Annotated in this window: 14 protein-coding genes and 1 pseudogene; 1 reads left to right on the top strand and 14 read right to left on the bottom strand. The window is 72.0% G+C overall.

Going from position 1 to position 19735, the window contains the following annotated elements; translation table 11 throughout:
- Window positions 1-37: 37 nt before the first annotated feature.
- From ACZ7LU_RS10420 to ACZ7LU_RS10390, 7 genes are all read right to left on the bottom strand, one after another.
- Entirely contained in the window at window positions 38-1156 is a 1119-nt protein-coding gene (locus ACZ7LU_RS10420; RefSeq protein ID WP_471916389.1) for a winged helix DNA-binding domain-containing protein, read from the bottom strand.
- 53 nt (window positions 1157-1209) lie between these two features.
- Window positions 1210-1659, bottom strand: a complete 450-nt coding sequence (locus tag ACZ7LU_RS10415) for a GNAT family N-acetyltransferase (protein WP_471916388.1) — start codon at window positions 1657-1659, stop codon at window positions 1210-1212.
- The gene (locus ACZ7LU_RS10410) at window positions 1656-2849 is read right to left on the bottom strand and encodes an acyltransferase family protein (protein ID WP_471916527.1); all 1194 of its coding nucleotides are present in this window, start codon (window positions 2847-2849) and stop codon (window positions 1656-1658) included. Before ACZ7LU_RS10410 ends, ACZ7LU_RS10415 begins: the two co-directional genes overlap by 4 nt.
- Before the next feature lie 305 nt (window positions 2850-3154).
- Window positions 3155-4612, bottom strand: coding sequence for an argininosuccinate synthase (argG, locus tag ACZ7LU_RS10405; RefSeq protein ID WP_398311467.1), 1458 nt, complete (start codon window positions 4610-4612; stop codon window positions 3155-3157).
- A gap of 88 nt (window positions 4613-4700) precedes the next feature.
- A complete protein-coding gene (locus ACZ7LU_RS10400; protein ID WP_398311465.1) occupies window positions 4701-5060 on the bottom strand; it encodes a hypothetical protein in 360 nt (119 codons plus the stop codon).
- A 281-nt stretch (window positions 5061-5341) separates the two neighbouring features.
- The gene (locus tag ACZ7LU_RS10395) at window positions 5342-5947 is read right to left on the bottom strand and encodes a hypothetical protein (protein ID WP_398311692.1); all 606 of its coding nucleotides are present in this window, start codon (window positions 5945-5947) and stop codon (window positions 5342-5344) included.
- A gap of 181 nt (window positions 5948-6128) precedes the next feature.
- On the bottom strand, window positions 6129-6650 hold the full coding sequence (locus ACZ7LU_RS10390) for an HAD domain-containing protein (protein ID WP_471916387.1): 522 nt from the start codon (window positions 6648-6650) through the stop codon (window positions 6129-6131).
- A 131-nt stretch (window positions 6651-6781) separates the two neighbouring features.
- Between ACZ7LU_RS10390 and ACZ7LU_RS10385 the strand changes: the two genes are divergently transcribed.
- A complete protein-coding gene (locus ACZ7LU_RS10385) occupies window positions 6782-8803 on the top strand; it encodes a hypothetical protein (protein WP_471916386.1) in 2022 nt (673 codons plus the stop codon).
- Here ACZ7LU_RS10385 and ACZ7LU_RS10380 read toward each other — a convergent pair.
- The 7 genes and pseudogenes from ACZ7LU_RS10380 to ACZ7LU_RS10350 all read right to left on the bottom strand — a co-directional run.
- Window positions 8781-10103 (bottom strand): annotated as a pseudogene (locus ACZ7LU_RS10380) (MFS transporter); the annotation flags it as partial. The gene ACZ7LU_RS10385 and the pseudogene ACZ7LU_RS10380 sit on opposite strands and share 23 nt — an antisense overlap.
- 109 nt (window positions 10104-10212) lie before the next feature.
- Window positions 10213-10572 carry an ArsR/SmtB family transcription factor gene (locus tag ACZ7LU_RS10375; protein ID WP_471916385.1) on the bottom strand — a complete coding sequence of 120 codons (360 nt, stop codon included), beginning with the start codon at window positions 10570-10572 and terminating at the stop codon, window positions 10213-10215.
- Window positions 10573-10576: 4 nt separating this feature from the next.
- A complete protein-coding gene (locus ACZ7LU_RS10370) occupies window positions 10577-13282 on the bottom strand; it encodes an ATP-binding protein (protein WP_471916384.1) in 2706 nt (901 codons plus the stop codon).
- Between the two features lie 211 nt (window positions 13283-13493).
- Window positions 13494-14870, bottom strand: coding sequence for an MFS transporter (locus ACZ7LU_RS10365; protein ID WP_471916383.1), 1377 nt, complete (start codon window positions 14868-14870; stop codon window positions 13494-13496).
- A 141-nt stretch (window positions 14871-15011) separates the two neighbouring features.
- On the bottom strand, window positions 15012-16670 hold the full coding sequence (locus ACZ7LU_RS10360) for a tannase/feruloyl esterase family alpha/beta hydrolase (RefSeq protein WP_471916382.1): 1659 nt from the start codon (window positions 16668-16670) through the stop codon (window positions 15012-15014).
- Window positions 16671-16827: 157 nt separating this feature from the next.
- Window positions 16828-18708, bottom strand: coding sequence for a helix-turn-helix domain-containing protein (locus tag ACZ7LU_RS10355; protein ID WP_471916381.1), 1881 nt, complete (start codon window positions 18706-18708; stop codon window positions 16828-16830).
- A gap of 18 nt (window positions 18709-18726) precedes the next feature.
- On the bottom strand, window positions 18727-19656 hold the full coding sequence (locus tag ACZ7LU_RS10350; RefSeq protein WP_471916380.1) for a 3-hydroxyacyl-CoA dehydrogenase family protein: 930 nt from the start codon (window positions 19654-19656) through the stop codon (window positions 18727-18729).
- Window positions 19657-19735: the final 79 nt, after the last annotated feature.

Genomic DNA, 19735 nt, shown 5'->3' with positions numbered 1-19735 from the left:
TCGGTCACCCCCTCACCGCGAGCACATGCCCGCCGGGTCAACGTGGGAGCCGCGCGTCCACCCGTACGCGTTCGTTCGTCCCGTCCGACAGGAACGCCGCCAACGCGCCGCCCTCCTCCTCGACTTCGGCGTGCTCCGCGCGGGAGAAGCGGCGCAGCGGAGTCACCAGCACGGTCTCCTTCTCCACGGTCCATGTCGCCGCGACCCGGGCGTCGACCAGGACGACGCGTTCCCCGGCGACCGACAGGCCGCGGTGGGCGTCGTCGATGATCCGGCTGCGGTCGTCGTAGCCGAGGATCGCGTTGTCGAACGCGGGCAGGAAGCGCACCGGCGCCGGGGTGTCGGGATCCGGGCGCGGGGCTTCGGGCAGGTCGAGGAGTTCACGCCCGCGCTCGTCGCGGAAGGAGACCAGTTCCGCGCGGGCCGCGGCGACCGCGGCCGGGAGTCCGGCGAGGCCGCTCCAGGCGCGCAGGTCGGCCGTGGCGGCGGGGCCGTAGGCGGCCAGGTAGCGACGCAGCAGACTCTGGCCGACGGGATCGGAGCCGTCCGGGGAGGGCGGGTCGATGTCTCGTCCCAGCCAAGTGGAGAGCGGGGCGTTGCGCACGCCGGCCTTCGTGCGCCACAGGCCGCGGGGCGGCACCTGGACCATGGGCACGAGACCCCCGATCAGCATCTCCCCCAGTGCGCGCGGCGGTGGCGCCGGCCAGCGGTCGGCGACGGCTCGCGTGAGCTCGGCCATGGTGCGCGGCTCCCCGTCGGCCAGCACCGCCCGGCCCGCGGCGGCGAGTTCGTCGAAATCCACGCCGTCGAGGTCCCGGCGGTAGACCCCGAGCACCCGCTGGCGCAGCATCGCGTCGTGCCGGGAGCGCCAGGCCAGGGCATCCTCGGCGGTGACGAGGTGGATCGTACGGCGCATGAGATGCGTACGGACCACACGGCGCTCGACGAGCAGGTCACAGAGGGCGCCAGGTGCGAAGGCGCGCAGCCTCGACCAGAGTCCGACGAACGGCTCCTGCGGTTCCTGTGCCTGCAGCCCGCAGAGGTGCGCGACCGCGTCCAGGGCCGGCATGTCGGCGCGGTCGAGGAGGAGTTGCCGGGCGAGCGTGGCGCGGCCGAGTGTTCGGGCGTCGAGCACGGTCGGGGCGTTGGTGGGCATGGGGCCGCTCCTCGGATCTCTCGGGTCGAGGACCACCGTCGCAGGAGACGCGGTCAGGTGCTGTCCTCTATTCCCCGCTTGCACCACCAGAGCGCCGCACGCCACCCGACGCGGCGTCCGTCCCCGGTGCTGAGCGGAAGCACGCGGGGGTCCATGTGCGGGCACCGCTCCCCCTTCGGCGGGAAGGCGACTCCCGTCTCGTCCTCCATGGCGGCGAAGAAGCGGCGCCCCTCGGACGACTGCCGCGACGTGGACCAGGAGTACTCCGGGCCTGCGGTGAGGGCCGTGTGGACGGCGTGCCGCCCGAGGCCCTGGCCCTGCCAGTGGGCGGCGACGGCGATGTTGCCGATGTGGCCGAGCCGGCACGGGTGACAGATCTGGTACTCCAGGCTGCCCACGTGGCGGTCGTCGGGGTCCAGCATGGTGACGGCCCGGCGGCCCGCCGGCAGCGTCTCGACGACGTGCTCGAAGTGGATGGCGGGCGGCCGGGCCGGACGACTCACTCGACTCTGCCCTCTCGCCCTGGCTTCTTTGTGCGGGTCCTCGCATGGGCCCTTCTGCCCGTCGCCCCGGCCCCCTTGGCGAGAGCGGTGGCGTCCTGCGTGAAGGCCCACGCCATCTTCGGCTCCATGGCGAAGCGGAACATCCGCTGTACGGGTGATGTACACAAAAGGGTGATCACGGCCCCGGCGACGAGAGTCACCGTGATCTCGCCGAGCGGCCGGTGGACCCAGGCGGCCTCGTACCAGCCCCAGAAGCGGGAGCCCTTGGCGAGGAAGCCGTGCAGGAGGTAGCCGTAGAGCGTGCCGGCGCCCAGGGCCGTGAACCACAGCTTGCGCCCCGGCACCCAGGCGAAGAAGCAGGCGACGAGGACCAGTGAGCAGCCGAAGAGCGCGAACGTCATGACGGCGCCGGACCAGCCGGGCGCTGCCAGTTCCTGGGCGCTGTCGCGGCGGTAGAACCACGCGGCGTTCATCCGCGGAGCGGCCCAGTAGGCGAAGGCCAGCGCCATGGCGAAGACCGGTACGGCCAGGATCCGGGTCTCGCGGCGGCGCACCAGCTGGAAGTGCTCCGGCTTGAGGACGAGGCCGAGGACGAAGAAGGGGAGGAACTGCAGGACCCGTTGCAGGTCGAGGTCGTCGCCGATGTCCGGGGAGACGGAGGCGAGCGCGGCGATGGCGAGCGCGAGCGGCAGGGGCCAGCGCACGATCTGCCACAGCGGGGTCGTGAGCCGCCAGATGAACAGCGCGGCCAGGAACCAGGTGAGGTACCAGGGGTCGAGCAGGCTGATGGGGTGGTCCGGGTCGTCGCCCGCCCGCCTCTTGAAGAAGGTGTACGCGACTTCGAAGATCACATACGGTACGGCGACTCCGGTGACCAGGCGTTTGATCCGGTTCGGGCTCGCGTCGAAACTGCGGGAGAAATAGCCGGAGATGACGATGAACGCCGGCATGTGGAAGGTGTAGACGGTGATGTACAGGGCGGCGGCGGCCCTGCTGTCACCGCGGAGTGGTTCCCACGCGTGTCCCATGGCGACGAGGACGATCGCCAGGTACTTGGCGTTGTCGAAGAACGCGTCACGTTGCTTGGCGGGCTTCGCCGCCCGCCTCGATGCGCTCGGGGCCGTGTACGCGGCTGGGACGCGAGCAGGTGGCGGGGGGAGCTCGATGGGCCGTAGAGGAGGCAGCGGCATCGCGTGACGACGGCGGCCCGTCGGCCGTGAGGTCTCACTCAAGGTGCCCCCCACGGTGACCCCGGGCCTGCGAGATCGCGTCTTGCGTCAGATGCGGGTGTTGCGCCGTCGCAGAACATCTCGGGCACCTTAGCGATACTTCTACAGTCGCGTAAAACCCTCTGGTCATAGCCCTCCCCACGCGGTCCAGGCGTCACGAGTACCCAGAAGAACGGGCAAGGGAACAGGGCCGGCCCGACACCCGAGGTGTCGAACCGGCCCTGCGCGTCCGCGATGAGCTCCCCGATGAGACGGGGATCGTCCGGTCAGTCCGTGCCGAACTCCATCGCGGCACGGTCCAGCAGCTCGTCGTCGGCGGAGACCCGGCCGCGCGAGGCGATGGCCTCGGCGCCGCCCTCCGGCATCTCCGGCATCGTGCCGATCAGGCCCGTCGCGGCCGCCTGCGCGGCGCCGATGGGCGTGCCCGCGGCGGTACCGATCAGGCCGAGGCCCGCGTACTGCTCCAGCTTGGCGCGCGAGTCGGCGATGTCGAGGTTGCGCATGGTGAGCTGGCCGATCCGGTCCACCGGGCCGAACGCCGAGTCCTCGGTGCGCTCCATGGAGAGCTTGTCCGGGTGGTAGCTGAACGCCGGTCCTGTGGTGTCGAGGATCGAGTAGTCCTCGCCGCGCCGCAGCCGCAGCGTCACCTCGCCGGTGACGGCCGCGCCCACCCAGCGCTGCAGCGACTCGCGCACCATCAGCGCCTGCGGGTCCAGCCAGCGGCCTTCGTACATCAGCCGGCCGAGTCGCCGTCCCTCGTTGTGGTACTGGGCGAGGGTGTCCTCGTTGTGGATCGCGTTGACGAGACGTTCGTACGCGGCGTGCAGCAGGGCCATGCCCGGCGCCTCGTAGATGCCCCGGCTCTTGGCCTCGATGATCCGGTTCTCGATCTGGTCCGACATGCCCATGCCGTGGCGGCCGCCGATGGCGTTGGCCTCCATCACCAGGTCGACGGCGGAGGAGAACTCCTTGCCGTTGATCGTCACCGGGCGGCCCTGGTCGAAGCCGATCGTCACGTCCTCGGCGGCGATCTCGACCTCGGGGTCCCAGAACCGCACGCCCATGATGGGCTCCACGGTCTCCACGCCGGTGTCCAGGTGCTCCAGCGTCTTGGCCTCGTGGGTGGCGCCCCAGATGTTGGCGTCCGTGGAGTACGCCTTCTCCGTGCTGTCGCGGTAGGGCAGCTCGTGGGCGAGCAGCCACTCCGACATCTCCTTGCGGCCGCCGAGCTCGGTCACGAAGTCGGCGTCCAGCCAGGGCTTGTAGATCCGCAGCTGCGGGTTGGCCAGCAGGCCGTAGCGGTAGAACCGCTCGATGTCGTTGCCCTTGAAGGTGGAGCCGTCGCCCCAGATCTGCACGTCGTCCTCGAGCATCGCCCGGACCAGGAGGGTGCCCGTGACGGCGCGGCCGAGCGGCGTGGTGTTGAAGTACGCGCGGCCGCCCGAGCGGATGTGGAACGCGCCGCAGGTGAGTGCGGCAAGGCCCTCTTCCACCAGCGCCGCACGGCAGTCGACCAGGCGTGCGATCTCCGCGCCGTAGGTCTTGGCGCGGCCGGGCACCGAGGCGATGTCGGGCTCGTCGTACTGCCCGATGTCGGCCGTGTAGGTGCACGGGACGGCGCCCTTGTCGCGCATCCACGCGACCGCGACCGAGGTGTCGAGACCGCCCGAGAAGGCGATGCCGACGCGCTCGCCGGCGGGGAGGGAGGTGAGGACCTTAGACATAGGAAGAGTATGCATCATCGCGCATGGTCATGCAAAGACGTGCATGGCCGGCCGCCGCCGGAGCAGGTGCACGGCTGCGGGACGGGGGTCAGGCGGCGCCGTCGAACGGCGTGATACGGCGGTACGCGGCCCGGGCGTACCACACCCGGGCCGTCGCCGTGCCGATGAGGGCGGCGGCCAGCAGGCACGCCACCCAGCCGGGATCCCGGTGCCCGGCCCAGGAGAGCTCCCCGGTGGGGTGGGTGGCGAAGACGTTCAGCAGGGCCCAGCACAGCAGGGCCGTGCCCGGCGCCGCGACGAACCGGCCGAGCATGCCGACCAGCGCCGCGAGCACGGACAGCGCCGCGAGGGCGAGGCCGGTGCGGTCGAGCGCGCCGAGCAGGTCGAACGTGATCACAAGGACCAGGGAGCCCGAGCAGGCCGTCGTCCAGACGAACGGCGTGCCCATGGGTTCAGGAACGGCTCTTGCGCCCTTGGCGATGTACCGCCACTCCACCACCGTCGATTCCTCCCCACACCGGGCACCGGGTGCGATACCGGCTCCCGGCCTCTCCCCGGCCGAATCCTCGTACGACACGACCGTCGCACCGCACCGGCAAGGAGCGGGGCGGAGTCACGGTCTGTCGGCCGATTCTCCCACCCCGTTCCGGAAATGCCGAGGTCGATCGCGGCGACCGATGTCACACGCGGGGCCCTGCCGGGGCCGAGGAGTGTCGAGGAGTCGATATGTCAGTACAGCTTGTTGACGGCCGTCGCGGTCGTGGTCTTGAAGTCGGCGACCTGGGCGTTCGCGAAGTTGCCCATCTGGCCCCACTGCACGAGCGTCACGGTGTTCCCGTCCCGGCCGACGGAGAACATGTTGATGTCGGAGGCTCCCCACGTGGCGGTGGTGTGGACGCCGTAGACGTGTGCGCCCTCCTCGGCGTTCACCTTGCCGTAGTACTTCTGCTTCGCGGTGATGTCGGGGTACTGCTGCATCACCTTCTTCGCGCAGCCGTCGAGGTTCTTGCGCAGGAGGGCGGCGAAGTCCTTGGCCCGCTGCTCGCTGCGCTCGACCACGGTCACCTGCAGCGCACCGGTGTCGAGGTCCGTGCGGTAGGCGCGGTGCACGGAGATCGACGGCAGCGCCTCGCCGACGCACATCGGCAGCGGGTCCGGCTGTCCCGCCGTCACCGGCCCCGCGGTCCACTCCGACGAGGAGTGCGGCGGCAGTTCGGACGGCGAGAGGAAGCGGGGTGTGTCGGCCGCGGCGGCCGGCACCGTCCCGGCCACGACACCCGCCGCCGCCAGCGCGGCCCCCATGACGAACATCCCCTTGGTCCCGCGCCTGTTCATCTTCTTCGTCTCCACGGTTTGCCCCATCTCACTTGGTCACAGTGCCTGTTCGGGCGTTCGATGCCGCCCTTTGGTCCCACGCCACGTACGACCAGCGACCCCCTACGCGCGTTGCCCCCGCCGACGTCACAGCTCTGTCCGCCATGTCACCGAACAGCAACAACCCCCTGCCGCAAGGGAGTCACCCCGCGTGCAGCCACTCCTCCAGCGCGAGAAATTCCGCGTCACCGAGGCCGTACCGCGCGTCGACCCGGCACAGCAGAGCTCGCCCGGGGTGATGCGCCGCGACCCAGGCACGGTCCACCTCGCCGATCTCGTCGTCGAGCCACGCGAAGTCCCGGCCCGCCGCCCACGCCACGAGCGTCGGCGTCTTCCAGTGCAGACCGCCCCGCCCGTCCGCGTCCGACGGCTCGGGCCAGTCCACCAGCGGCAGTCGGGGCAGGCCGAGCCGCGGGGCCACGTACTCGTTCGCGTCCGCCATCCAAGTCGTCGCCCAGACCGGGTCGCACGGCAGCGCCAGCAATCGGGCGCCGAGTCGGGGATCGACCCTGGCCAGCAGCGGATTCGCCCCGGCGTCCCGCGCATCGGAGCCGGCGGGGTACGTCGGATAGCCGTCGGGCATCTCCCGCGACGTGGCACCGAACGGGATGAGGGGGCCGTCGACGTCCAGGAAGAGGAGGGGGCGCTGTTGCGGGCTGGGCACGGGGGCACGTTACCGGTGTGTCCCACGGCCGGGGCGGCGGCCGCTCCTCCCTGCGGTGACCATCGCACGATTCACTCGTTTGACGGAGGTCAGGACGTCACACCGTCAGCCTTCGGAAGGCCCTTCGATCGATGAGCACTTCGCAACGGCGCCGGGCGAAGGGGCCCCAGCCGGTGACCCTCGAGCGCGCCGAGGCCGTCATCGTCGACCAGTACACCCGGCTCGTGCGCCTCGCCTACCTCACCCTGCCCAGCGCTCTCAGCCGACACCGGCGCGTCCTCGCCGCGCACGCCCTCGTGCAGCGCGCCCTGCCCGGCTTCCCGGCGCGGTGGGCGCCGTCGCAGGTTCCGCGGCCGCGGGCGGCCGACCGCACGCGGGAGACGGCATGGATGACGGCTCGTGTGCTGGGCGCGGCGCTGGCGCGTGAGCGTCGGCCGCGCGGCTGGCCGAAGCGCCTGCCGCCACCCCGCGCGCTGCGCCCCACGCTGCCGGTCGTCTGGGGCCTGCGGCTCTTCCCCCGCGCCGGTGGCACCGAGGAGATCGCGCTGGCGCAGACCCTCTCCAGGGTCTCCGCGCCCGCCCGCGCCGCGTTCGTCCTCGGCAGTCTGGACGGTCTGGCCCGCTCCGAGGTCGTCGAACTGCTCGCGGCCGCCGACGTGTCCGATCCGGAGGAAGCCGTGCGTGCCGCCTGCCGTGTCGAGGAGGCCGTGGGGGACGCGGCGGGCGCGCTGCTGCGGTCGCAGGAGTTCGACGCCTGTTCCGTCCAGACCCGGCCCACCGATCTGCTGCGCCGCAGGCGCCGGTTCCGGCTCGGCTGGTGCGCCGCGGGGATCGCCGCGCTCAGCTGCGCCGTGCTGACGACGCTCGACTCCGTACCCGTGCCCGGGGGCGCCCCGTCGCGGCCCTCGGGCGGCCGCCCCGCGATCACTGCCGACGCGTTGCTCCGCACCTCACCCACCGTGTGGGCCGACACCTCGCGGGTGGACTTCACCGCGTGGCCGGCCCGCGGCTCCCGCGCCGGCGACCGTGCCCTGCTCACGCGCGCGCTCTCCGCGTGGACCGATCCGCCGCGCGGCACCCGTGTCCGCGCCGCCGGGGCCACGACCACCGAACCACCGCCCAGGACAACCCAGTTGCTGTACGCCGACGCCGTGGACGGAGAGGCCGTCGTGCTGTTCCACGACGGCCGCCGCGTGGTCCGGTACGGCGAGCCGCTTGCCGTGACGGAACCGGCGTCCCTGGACTTCTCCCGCGCCGACGACGCCGATGTCACCACGGCGGCGGCGCTCGCCGTCAGCCGTGCCGGTGGCAAGGCCCGCTATCTCACCGCTCCGTGGATCACGGAGGCCCGGTCCCGCGACCTGCTGCGGCCCGACGCGCCCGGCCGCCCGCTCGACGTGTCCGGCGCGGGTCTCACCGAGGCGGTCGACGCCCCGTCGGACGCGGGGCCGTGCGACAGCCTGCCCGTCATGCAACTGCGTTCCTCCGCCAGGATCGTGGAGAAGCACGCCTTCCTCGTCGCCGACCTGGGCGGCCTCACTCCGGCCCACCTCAGCTACACCCCGCTGCCCGGCACCGGCGCGCCGGCCCGGCAGCCGCGTGAGGCCACCAGCAGTGCGGCGCTTGCGGCCTGGGCGCGGGGCGCGTGCCACCTCCCCGAGCTGCGGGGCGACGGCGTACGGGCCGTCAATCAGTGGGACTTCGCCGCGCAGGAGTTGCCCGAGGACGGCGGTCGCGCCGTGTGGTCCTGCACGCGCGCGTCGACGTGGCGCGGATCCGGCAGCGTACTGCTCGGATTCCGCAGGTCCTCGGAGTCGACGCCGTCGCGGGTCGTCGGGCGGGCCGGGTCCACGGCCGCGTGCAGCCGGTTCGGTCAGCACGTGGTGGCGAGCGCTCGGTGGACGGCGGGTTCCGGGCACCGGTACCTCCTCGCCGCGGGCAGCCGCGAGGTCACCCGGATCTCCGTGACGTCCGTCAGAGGTGAGGTCGACGCCGAGAAGCGCGGCCGCTTCCTGGCCGTGCGTGCCCCCGAGGACGCACGGGTGACGGTGCGGGCACGTCTTGTGGGCGGCGGGAAGCTGGCCGAGGTGGGTGCCGGCGCGGCCCGGGGGCGTGCTCCGGGGCAGGCCAGCGCGGGTGGCGGGCGTCGATGACGTAGTCGTGCGCGTGCCGCCAGCCGTGCGGTCCGGCGTGGGCGTCGGCGAGGTGGGGGTCGTCGGCGGGCAGGGTGGTGTGGAGGTGGGTGAGGCGGGCCGGGTCCCGGGCCGGCCACAGCAGCGCGGCCGAGGTCGCGGCGGCGAACGCGACGCCGGTGAGCACCGCGGCGGCCGTCGTCAGTCCGGCGGCGGAGGCCAGCCAGCCCGCCAGGGGGTAGGTGAGCAGCCAGCAGCCGTGGGTGAGGGCGAACCGGGCGGCGAACGCGGCGGGCAGGTCGGCGGGCGCGGCGGAACGGCGGACCAGCCGGCCGGCCGCGGTCAGGATCATGGAGGAGCCCGCGCCGAGCAGTGCCCAGGCGGCCAGGAGTCCGGGCCAGGACCACGAGTCGTGCGCGAGGCCGATGGTGGACGACGCGAGGACCGTGCCGAGCACGAAGCCGCCGGGCAGCATCACCGGGCGGTCGCCGAAGCGCTCCACGGCGCGCGGCACGAGCAGGGCGGCCACCATGGAACCGGCGCCGAACGCGCCCAGGGCCAGCGACACATCGCCCGCCCCACGGTGCAGGTGGTCACGTACGAGCACGACGGTGTTGATGACGACCATGGAGCCGCCGGCGGCCGCGGCGAGGTCGAGCGCCAGCAGCGCGCGCAGCCGGGGCGTGGCCCAGTGCAGACGCGTGCCGAACGTCGCCTTGGCGTGGACGCCACCATCGCGCTCGACCGGGAGCGGCGCGGGCAGGACGACCGACAGGACAAGCGCGGCGGAGGCGAGAAAACCGAGGGCGGTACCCGCGAACAGCCAGTTGTAGCTGATCAGCGTGAGCAGCCCGGCCGCGAGCACCGGGCTGAGCAGGCTCTCCAAGTCGTGGGCGAGCCGGGCGAGGGACAGGGCGCGGAGGTAGTCGCGCTCGTCGGGCAGGATTTCGGGCAGGGTGGCCTGGAAGGTGGGGGTGAAGGCGGCCGAAGCGGCCTGCAGGAGGAAGATCAGGACGTACACCTGCGCCACGTGGCCGACGAACGGCAGGGCGAGCGCGACGCCGGCCCGGGTGCTGTCCATCGCCACCAACAGGGCCCTGCGGGGCAGGCGTTCGGCGAAGGCGCCGATCACCGGAGCGAGACCCACGTAGGCGATCATCTTGATGGCCAGCGCGGTGCCCAGGACCGCGGAGGCGTCCGCGCCCGCGAGGTCGTACGCCAGCAGGCTCAGGGCGACGGTCGCCAGGCCCGTGCCCACCAGGGCCGTGACCTGAGCGGTGAACAGGCGGCGGTACGTGCGGTTCTGGAGCACTGAGCGCATGGGAGCGCCCCCTGAGTCGGTGGCCCGGACCCCCTCACGGTAGATGACGTGTGCGCACCTGCGCACGCGTCGTACAGAATCGCACGCCGGTTGTACGGAAATACGCTGGTCAGGGGTGCCAGGGCGTCCCGGTGACCTGGTGGTCCGCGTGGTTCAGCGCCTCGGTGACCAGGCGGCGCAAGTGGCCGTCGCGCAGCGAATAGACCATGCGGCGGCCGTCCTTGCGGGCCTGGACGAGGCCCGCGAGCCGCAACTTCGCCAGATGCTGGCTGACGGCGGGCCGCGCCGCCTCACTCACGGTGGCCAGTTCGGTCACGTCCGCCTCTCCCCCGGCCAGCAGCCACAGCAGGTGCAGCCGGGTCGGGTCGGCGAGCAGCGCGAACACGGTCGTGGCGGTCTCCAACTGCTCCTTGCCCGGACTCCGTTGGTGCCCATGGTGTGCAGGTGAGGATGTGGCGCGCTCCGGCATGGCCTCATCGTAGGGGGGATTCGGACGGGGTGGCTCTGGCGCCGATGCGGTCGTAGATGCACGCCGCCTTCCGCAGGTCGGTCATCGCGGCTTCCAGGTCACCCATGAGCACCTGGCTGCGCGCCGCGCCCTCCAGTGCGGTCGCCTCGTCGAGCGGGCTGCCGGCCCGGCGGGCGAGGTCCAGCGCCTTGCGGTGGGCGGCGAGCCCGTCCGCGGCGCCGACGGCCGCGGTGCGGAGGGCGCCCACGCTGTTCCAGACCTCCGCCTCACCCTGGGGGTCGCCGACCTGCTGGAAGAGTGCGAGGGCCTGTTCGTAGAGGTCGGCCGCGGCCGCGTACTCACCGGCCGCGTAGTGGGTGCGGCCGAGGTCGTGGAGGGCGTTGCACCGGCCGTGGGCGTTTCCGATCTCCTCGAACAGGGCCAGTGCCTGGCGGTGGAGTTCGGCGGCTGCCGCGTGGTCGCCGGTCGCGTACCGGACGCGCCCCAGGTTGTTCAGTCCGTTGGCCCGGCCGTGCCGGTCCGCCAGTTCCTCGAAGAGGTGCAGCGCTCGCTCGTGCAGCGCCGCGGCCGCCGCGTGATCCCCTCTCACGAAGCGGACGCGGCCCAGGTTGTTCAGTCCGTTCGCGCGGCCGTGCCGGTCTCCGAGCTCCTCGAAGAGTTCCAGGGCCCGCTCGTGCAGCGCCGCGGCCGCCGCATAGTCCCCCACGATGAAGCGGACGCGCCCCAGGTCCTGCAAGGCGTTGGCCTGGCCATGGCGGTCGCCCGACTCCTCGTACAGGGTCAGGGCGCGCCCGTGGAGATCGGCCGCCTCTTTGTACTCACCCGTCAGGTACCGGACGAAGCCGAGGCTGAGGAGCGTGCCGCTCTGTCCGCGGCGGTCGCCCAAGGCGTCGAAGAGCGCGAGGGCGCGCCCGCTGAGGTCGGCCGAGGCCGCGTAGTCCGCGGTCATGTACCGGACCCGGCCGAGGCCGTGGAGGGCGTTGGCCTGGCCGTGCCGGTCGCCCAACTCCTCGTACAGGGTCAGGGCGCGCTCGTGGAAACCGGTGGCCGCCGCGTAGTCGTCGGCCGTGGCGCGGACCCGCCCGAGGCCGTGGAGTGCCTGCGCCTGCCCGTGCCGGTCGCCGATCTCCTCGAACAGGGCCAGCGCGCGCTCGTGGAAGGCGGTCGCCACCGCGAAGTCGCCCGTGGCGTACCGGACGAAGCCGAGTTCGTCGAGGGCGTGGGCCTCGCCGTGCCGGTCTCCCGTCCGGCGGGCCGCCTCGACGGCCCGCTCGTGGAGCGCCACGGCCTGCGACCAAGGGCCTTCGCGGAGCAGGAAGGGGGCCATGGCCGCGGTCAGGCCGACGACCTGTTCCGGCCGGTCGTGGTCGGCCGCGTGGTCGAGGCAGGCCAGGAGGTTGGCCCGCTCGGTCCGCAGCCAGGTCACGGCGCCCGTCGCGTCGGGCAGCAGCCCGGGGACGCCGGGGCGGCGTGCCGAGATGATCTCTTCGGCCAGTTCGACGGTACGCCGGTAGTACGCCGTCAGGCGTGCGAGAGCGGCGGCGCGGTCGGTGTCGGCGTCCTCCGAGGCGCCGCGGCGGGCGGCGAACTCCCGGAGGAGGCCGTGGAGGCTGTACCGCCGTGGGGCCATCTCCTCCAGCAGATGGTCCGTGTACAGGGCCTCCAGGCCGTCCCTGGCCTGGGACTCGGTGATTTCGTCCAGTGCCGCCGCCGCGCGCGGGTCGATGTCCGGTCCGGGGTGCAGGCCGAGCCTGCGGAAGAGCCGCCTCCGGGCCGGAGGCAGGTCTCGGTACGAGAGCGTGAAGGCGGCGTCGACCGCGCGCTTGCCTGCGACGAGGTGGACGAGCCGGTCCGCCGTGGCGGTGAACTCGGCGGCGAGGTCGGCGGGCGTCCAGGTGGGCCGGTGGGACAGGCGTCCTGCGAGCAGCACGATGGCCAGGGGCAACCGGCCGCACAGTTCCACGATGTCGTGGACCACTTCGGTGTCGGCGGGGTCATCCGGGGTGCTCCGCGCGGCGCGGTGCGCCAGTCGCCTGAACAGCGTCATGGCCTCGGGGTGGGACAGCGTGCCGAGTGACCACGGCGTGCCGCCGTCGAGGTCGACCAACCGGCTGCGGCTGGTCACCAGGGTCAGACAGCTCGGCCCGCCGGGCAGCAGCGACTCGATCTGGTCGCTGTCCGCGGCGTCGTCCAGGACGAGCAGGACACGGCGCCCCGCGAGCCGGTCCCGCCACAGGCCGCTGCGGCCGTCCAGGGACGTGGGCAGGCTGCGGGGGTCCATGCCCAGTCCGGCGAGGAGCGTGGCGAGCACGTCCAGCGGGTCCGCGGCGGCCTGCCCCGGTGAGTGGGCGCGCAGGTCGACGAAGAACTGTCCGTCGGGGAACCGGCCGGCGAGGAGGTGTGCGGCCCTGGTGACCAGGGCGGTCTTGCCCACCCCTGGCATCCCGTCGACGGTGTGGATCCTCGCCTCGCCCGACGTGGTGGCTCCGAGGAGGCGCCCCAACTCCTCGTCGCGGCCCGTGAAGCAGAGGGTGTCTCTGCGCAGTCCGTGGATGACGGTGGGCCGCACGGGGGCCGGGGCCTCGTGGACGTGGGTGGTCCGGTGGACGTCGCGGCCCGCCTGGGTGGTCTCCCCCGCGCCCTCCGCGGTGGCGTGCTGGCCGATCCACGGTGGCAGCGGGCCTTCACCACTGGTCATGCCGCTGGTCATGCCGCTTCTCGTCCTGCTGGTCGTGCCGCTGACCGTCCCGCCGACGGTCCCGCGCACTGCACCACGTCCGGCCCCGCGGATCCATCTCCCACCCCCACCGGAGAAGCGCACCGGCAAAGCCCTGCTGCCACTGTAGAAGGCAGGAGGGGGCGGCGGGGCCCCGTCGTGCGATCTGCTCCGGCTTGTCCCGCGGTGGGTGCCCGGCAGTGGTTCAGGTGGTACGTGCTGGTTGTCCGCCGGGCACCGCGGGCTCGGGGCGGTCGACGGTGGCCAGGTCCCGGTCGCGGGTCTCCTGGGCCAAGGCGACGGCGATCACCGTCAGCAGGGCTGCGGCCATGACGTAGAGGACGATCGGCGCGACGGTGTCGTACTCGGCGAGCAGTGCCGTCGCGATCAGCGGGGCGGGGGCGCCCGCCGCCACGGAGGAGAACTGGGCGCCGATGGACGCGCCGGAGTACCGCATGCGGGTGGCGAACATTTCCGAGAAGAAGGCTGCCTGGGGGGCGTACATGGCGCCGTGGAAGAGGAGTCCGACGGTGACGGCGGCGAGGATGGCGGGGAAGGTGCTCTTGTCGACGAGCAGGAAGAACGGGTAGATCCAGATGCCGGTGCCGATGGCGCCCACGAGGTAGACGGGGCGTCGTCCGAGCCGGTCGGAGAGGGCGCCCCACATCGGGATGGTGACGAAGTGGACTGCCGAGGCGACCAGTACGGCGTTGAGCGCGGTCTGCTTGTCGGTGCCCGCGTGTTCCGTCGCGTACACGAGGATGAAGGCGGTGATGACGTAGTAGGAGATGTTCTCGGCCATGCGCGCGCCCATGGCGACGAGGACGTCTCTCCAATGGTGGCGCAGCACGGCGAGCGCCGGCAGTTCCTCCGCCGTGGTCCGTTCGGTCCTGCGGCTCTGTGCGGCCGCGAGGGCGGCCTTGAAGACGGGCGATTCGTCGACGGACAGCCGGATCCACAGGCCGACGACGACCAGCAGGCCCGACAGCAGGAACGGCACCCGCCATCCCCAGGAGGTGAAGGCCGACTCGGACAGGGTGGCGGTCAGTGCGGCGAGGACGCCCGTCGCCAGCAGTTGTCCGGCCGGGGCGCCGGTCTGGGGCCGGGAGGCCCAGAAGCCGCGCCGTCGGCTGTCGCCGTGCTCGGAGACCAGCAGGACGGCCCCGCCCCACTCACCACCGAGGGCGAAGCCCTGGATGAGCCGCAGGACGGTGAGCAGGACGGGGGCGGCCGTGCCGATCGTGGCCTGGGTGGGCAGCAGTCCGATGAGGAAGGTGGCGCCGCCCATCATCAGCAGGCTGAGGACGAGGAGTTTCTTGCGTCCGAGGCGGTCGCCGAAGTGTCCGAAGACGAGTGCGCCCAGGGGCCGGGCCGCGAAGCCGACCGCGTAGGTCGTGAAGGACAGGAGCGTGCCGACCAGGGGGTCGGAGTCGGGGAAGAACAGTTCGTTGAAGACGAGCGCGGCGGCGGCTCCATAGAGGAAGAAGTCGTACCACTCGATGGTGGTTCCGATGAGACTGGCGGCCACGATCTTCTTCAGGCCGGCCGGGGCCTCGGGTTGCGCGGCGATCGGCGACGACATGTGCACCACTTCCGTAGGGGTGGCCGAGTTGTTGCGGTCGTCGCTCAAAGTAGGAAGTCCGGGCCCCGGTGCCGTATGTGCGGGGCGGACATAGTTGCGGCCGTGGTGTCCTCGGAGCAGCCATGTCCCCTGTCGGCCTGCTCAGTGGCGTGGCCCGTGGGAGCAGCGGAAGCTGTCCGCGGAGTTGGGGTCGCCGCTGCCGGTGTATTCCGGCCAGGACGGATGGGCGCACAGCGGCCGCGTCCTGCCGTCCGCGGTGGGGTTGGCGTCGGTGACGACCGGTCGTGAGGGCGCTGTGCCCTTCTCCGCCCACGCCTCCAGGGCGCTCAGTGAGTCCCAGCTCGCCGCGAAGGTGGCGTCGACGTTGACGTGGTTGGCCCCGGGGACGAGGTAGAGCCGGGCGAAGTCGCTCGTGGCGTGCTTGCCCATGTGCTGTCGCACGCGCTGGAAGTAGTCGACGGTGGAGCGGTGGCTGACGAGTTCGTCGGCGGTGCCGTGCAGGAGCAGCAGTTTGCCGCCGGCCTCGGCGAACCGGGTGAGGTCGGGGTTGCCCGCCTCCTGGATCGCGGACAGTTCGCTGATGCGTTGCTGCCAGGCGCCCGGGCGTCGGGGGTTCACGGTCAGCGGGTTGTGCCCGGGGTCGCGGGTGACGAAGTACCGCACCCACTGGTCCCAGAACTGGACGCCGTAGCCGCTGTTCTTCGGCATGGGGTGGCTGGGGGCCTGCGTGCCCATGCCCAGCAGGGGCGTGGTCATGTCGGCGCCGGAGAGGAAAGGGAATCCGGGGTACCCGGTCTCGCCACTGGCGAGGCGGTGGCCGAAGCGCAGGGAGGAGGACAGGGCCCGTACGGCGTGGATCTGAGCGTCGGACAGACAGGTGTCGGCGGTGTCCCGGCCTTGCGGGCAGCGCACGGAGCGCGGGTCGAAGCGGCAGCCGCGCTCGTCGGCGACGACGCCGTCGCGAAGCCCGTCGTCGCCGTCACAGGCCTCGATGACACCGCGGTGGAGCAGGTGCTGCTCGGTGGTGTTGAGGAAGGCTCCTGGCCGGGAGAGGATGTGGGCCTCGTGGCCGAAGAACAGGTTGAGGGCGACGGCGTTCCAGGCCGGGTAGACGGCGATGACGCCGTCGAAGTCCGTGGGCCACCGCTGAGCCACGGCGAGCGCTTCGCGGCCGCCGCTCGACCCGCCGGCGAAGTAGCTGTGGGTGGGGGCAGCACCCGCGTAGTAGGTGCGCATGAGGAAGCGTGCGGCGTCGCTGGTCTTCTTCAGTGCGTCGCCGGCGAAGTTGCGTACCGCTTCGTCGTTGAGGCCGAAGGACCCGTCCAGCGAAGGGACCGGCTTGAAATCCGGTGCGGCCTGGTGTCCCGAATCGCCGGCGAAGGTGGCGTAACCGCGGCTCAGTGGCCGGGGCTCGTCCGTCGGGCCGAAGGGGACGTTGCCGGTGACATCGGGGATGGTGCCGTCGTAGCCCCCGCCACCGAACATCATCGCCTTGCCGTTCCACCGCTCGGGCAGGGCGACCCGCATCCTGACGTCCGGAGCACGGGGATCCACGGGGTGCAGGGCGGCGTCCACCCGGCAGTAGGAGCCTGTCGCGGTGGTGCCGCTGCCGGCCGCGGGGACCGACTGCGCCGCGGTCACCTCTCCCCCGCTGGTGGCCAAACCGATCGCTGATGCGGGGATCTTCAAGCCGAGCAGGTCGCTGCAGGCCGCGGGGAGGTGAGTGGCGGGTGCGGCGGGCAGACATGTGCCACCGACCAAGGCCAACGTGAGTCCTGATGCCGCGACGAACTTTTTCATGTGGGTCTCCACGGGTGCGCCTGAGACTGCGGGCGCACAGGCTATGGAGTCCGGCACCCCGGAGGGTATGGCCCTGAGGCACACTCGGGCGGCCCGCAGGGTGTGGGTCCGACGGGCCGGCTCCGGCGATGCCCTGCGGCCAAGAACCCCTCTCGCACTAGGAGTTGCTGACCTTCAGCAGTCTCAGAGCGACCTGGATCTCCAGCAGTCTCTCCGGGGCCCGCCAGTCGTCGCCGAGGAGGTGGCTCACGCGGGCGAGACGCTGGGAGACGGTGTTGACGTGCAGGTGGAGCATGCGTGCGGTGTTCCTGGCGTGCTGGCCTGTCCGGCAGTACACGTCGAGCGTGCGCACCAGGTCGGAGCGGCGTCCCCGGTCGTAGGCGAGCACCGGGCCCATGACGGACTCGATGAAGGATTCGATGGCGGGCCGGCCGCTGAACAGGGCGCCGACGAAGCCGAGACCGCGGGTGTCCGCGATCTCCCCGGTCCTGCCCAGGGCGATCAGGGCGCGCAGACAGTCGTCCGCCTCTCGGTGGGCCGCGGGGATGCCGGCGGTGTCCCCGGCTTGCGCGGTGCCGACGGTGAGGGAGTGCCGTGTGGTGCGGGAGAGTTCGCGCGCGGTGGTGCGCGCCGCTTCCAGGGGGTCGTCCCCGGGCAGCAGCAGGATCACGGTGTCGCCTCGGAGGGTCGCGAGGCCGTGGGAGCGCCGGGCGAAGGCCGCGGCGGAGGCGTAGATCCGCTCCCGCGGTTCGTCGTGCAACTGGGCCACCACGACGGTCCGGCACGCGTCGAGGTCCACGTCGATCAGAGCCGCTCGCTGCCGCAGGAGGTCGTAATCCTTGGGGTGCGCCGCCAGGAGGTCGCTCAACAACTCGCCGCGAACGCGGGCTTCCGCCTCGGCCATCCGTCTGCGGGTGACGAGCACGAGGGAGGCGACCAGAGCGGCCCGCTCCAGGATCCGGCGGTCGGTGGGGTTGGTCTCGGTGCCCGTGCCGGCGAGGACGATGGTGCCCAGCGCCTCGGTCTCGGTGATCAGGGGGACGGCGCACTGGGCGCCGCGGACCACCGTGCCTCGGGTGTGCCACGCGTCCGCACTGACCGCCCGCAGCTCTTCGACCGGCGTCGCCCCGGGGCCGTGCGACTGAGCCGCGACGTCACCGTCCTCGTCGAAGACGACCACGGTGCCGGACAGGGAGGCCGCCGTCGCCTGCGCCACCTCGTCCACTCCCTTGCCCTGGATGACCAGTCGGGTCAGGCGTTCGTGGACGTCGGCGGTGCGCTCCAGGTCGGCCATGTGGGAGCTGATCGTGTCGTGCGCGACCTGCACTTCGGCGACGGCCGCCCGGGCGGCGCCGAGCAAACGCGCGTTCTCGATGGCCACCGCCGCGTGCGAGCCCAGCATGACCAGCACGCTGATGTCGCGGCTGCTGAAGTCCCGTTGACTGCGGTGTGCGGCGAGCAGAACCCCGATGACCTCCTGGTTGCGTTTCACCGGCACGCCGAGCAGGGACTCGATCCGTTCCGCGGAGACCGTCCGGTCGATCTCCGCGGTGTGCATGAACGAGTCGTCGCCGAGGTAGGAGCTGACGGCACAGGGCTCACCGGTCCGCGCGACGATGCCACCGACACCGGTCCCGACGGGCAGCCGGAGTTCGCGCAGCAGACCGGATATGTTGCCTGCCGCCGCCTTGATGTAGCTGTCTCCCCGCCCTCGGTCGCTGAGGCTGATGTACGCCAGGTCGCACTCCAGCAGACGCCGTGCGCGATCGGATATCGCCTGGAGGATGGAGTCCAGGTCCCGCAGAGAGGCCAGATCGTTGGCGGTGTCGTTGAGGAGTTGGAGCTCTGCCTCGTTTCGCCGGTGCCGCAGGTGTCGCTCGCGCAGCCGCAGGGCGATCGCGCGTTCCTCCTCCAACTCCGCGAGCCGGTCGGGCGGCTCCCCCGCGGCCCGTGCCGCTGCCAGTACGTCCTCGAATTCGCTGATGTCCGCGTCCTTGAGCAGCAGGTCCAGGAAGATGCCGCCGTGTGTCCCTGCCATGGCTCCTCCGTCACACCGTTACGGCGTCGGCCCGCTCCGAAGCGAGGCGAGATTGTAACGGACGCCCGTTTCCAGGCGCCGGGAGACTTCCTCGTCCCGGCCCGCCGGCCAAGGCAGCAGCCCGGCTCCGGTGGCGCGGCCCCGGTGGCCGGCGCGGATGAGCTTGTCCAGGACGGGGAAGTGGTCCGATGAGGCCGCCAGGTGCGGGCTGAGACTGCTGAGGATGTCCCTGGTCAGTTCCAGTCCGATGAGGTCCGCGTTCTCCATGGGGCCCACGGACGGCCAGCGCAGGCCCAGGCTCGCCCGTACGACCGCGTCGATCGTCACCGCGTCGCACACGCCCTGCTCCAGGAGGTACAGCGCTTCACGTACCAGCGCGAACTGCAGCCGGTTTCCGATGAACCCGGGCACGTCCCGGGTGAGACGCACCGTCGTCTTGCCGAGGCCGTCCAGCACGTCGCAGGCTTCCTGTACGAACCGGTGGTCCGTCTTCGCCCCCGGGGCGACCTCGACCAGCGGGATGACATAAGGCGGATTCCACCAGTGGACGCCGACCAGCCGCTGCGGATGCCGCATCTCCCTGGCCACTTCGGTCAGCGACAACACCGACGTGTTGGACCAGATCGGCGTCGCGGCAGAGACACGTTCCTCCAGCGCGGCCAGCACCTGGTGCTTGACCCGCAGACGCTCGGAGACGGCTTCCACGACGATGTCCGAGCGTTGAGCGAGCTCCGCCAGGGTCGGGGCCGCGCTGACCCGTTCCGCGACGGCCCGCGCGTCCTGCGCTGTCATGCCGCAGCGCTCAAGGGCGTGCACGACCCGCTCGCCAAGACTGGCCAGCGTCGCGGGATCCGTGTCGTGGACGACCACGCGGTGGTCGGCCTCGGCCAGGGCCACGGCGATCCCGTGCCCCATGAGTCCGCCACCGACAATTCCGAACCGGAACATTTACATCCTCCCGAGTTGCTGGACACCGGCGACACCGGTGCCACCACACCGGTGCCACCAGTGCCACCAGCGCCTTCAG

This window comes from Streptomyces sp. NPDC039462 (genome assembly GCF_055639375.1).
Note: the sequence above shows the minus strand (reverse complement) of the source record. Positions and strands in the feature narration are given on the sequence as shown.

What these genes read in the sequence shown, in the direction of transcription:
- ACZ7LU_RS10420 (WP_471916389.1), bottom strand. Translation starts at nt 1,156, where the DNA reads ATGCCCACCAACGCCCCGACCGTGCTCGACGCCCGAACACTCGGCCGC.
- ACZ7LU_RS10410 (WP_471916527.1), bottom strand. Translation starts at nt 2,849, where the DNA reads ATGCCGCTGCCTCCTCTACGGCCCATCGAGCTCCCCCCGCCACCTGCT.
- argG (WP_398311467.1), bottom strand. Translation starts at nt 4,612, where the DNA reads ATGTCTAAGGTCCTCACCTCCCTCCCCGCCGGCGAGCGCGTCGGCATC.
- ACZ7LU_RS10400 (WP_398311465.1), bottom strand. Translation starts at nt 5,060, where the DNA reads ATGGGCACGCCGTTCGTCTGGACGACGGCCTGCTCGGGCTCCCTGGTC.
- ACZ7LU_RS10395 (WP_398311692.1), bottom strand. Translation starts at nt 5,947, where the DNA reads ATGAACAGGCGCGGGACCAAGGGGATGTTCGTCATGGGGGCCGCGCTG.
- ACZ7LU_RS10385 (WP_471916386.1), top strand. Translation starts at nt 6,782, where the DNA reads ATGAGCACTTCGCAACGGCGCCGGGCGAAGGGGCCCCAGCCGGTGACC.
- ACZ7LU_RS10375 (WP_471916385.1), bottom strand. Translation starts at nt 10,572, where the DNA reads ATGCCGGAGCGCGCCACATCCTCACCTGCACACCATGGGCACCAACGG.
- ACZ7LU_RS10370 (WP_471916384.1), bottom strand. Translation starts at nt 13,282, where the DNA reads ATGACCAGCGGCATGACCAGTGGTGAAGGCCCGCTGCCACCGTGGATC.
- ACZ7LU_RS10365 (WP_471916383.1), bottom strand. Translation starts at nt 14,870, where the DNA reads ATGTCGTCGCCGATCGCCGCGCAACCCGAGGCCCCGGCCGGCCTGAAG.
- ACZ7LU_RS10360 (WP_471916382.1), bottom strand. Translation starts at nt 16,670, where the DNA reads ATGAAAAAGTTCGTCGCGGCATCAGGACTCACGTTGGCCTTGGTCGGT.
- ACZ7LU_RS10355 (WP_471916381.1), bottom strand. Translation starts at nt 18,708, where the DNA reads ATGGCAGGGACACACGGCGGCATCTTCCTGGACCTGCTGCTCAAGGAC.
- ACZ7LU_RS10350 (WP_471916380.1), bottom strand. Translation starts at nt 19,656, where the DNA reads ATGTTCCGGTTCGGAATTGTCGGTGGCGGACTCATGGGGCACGGGATC.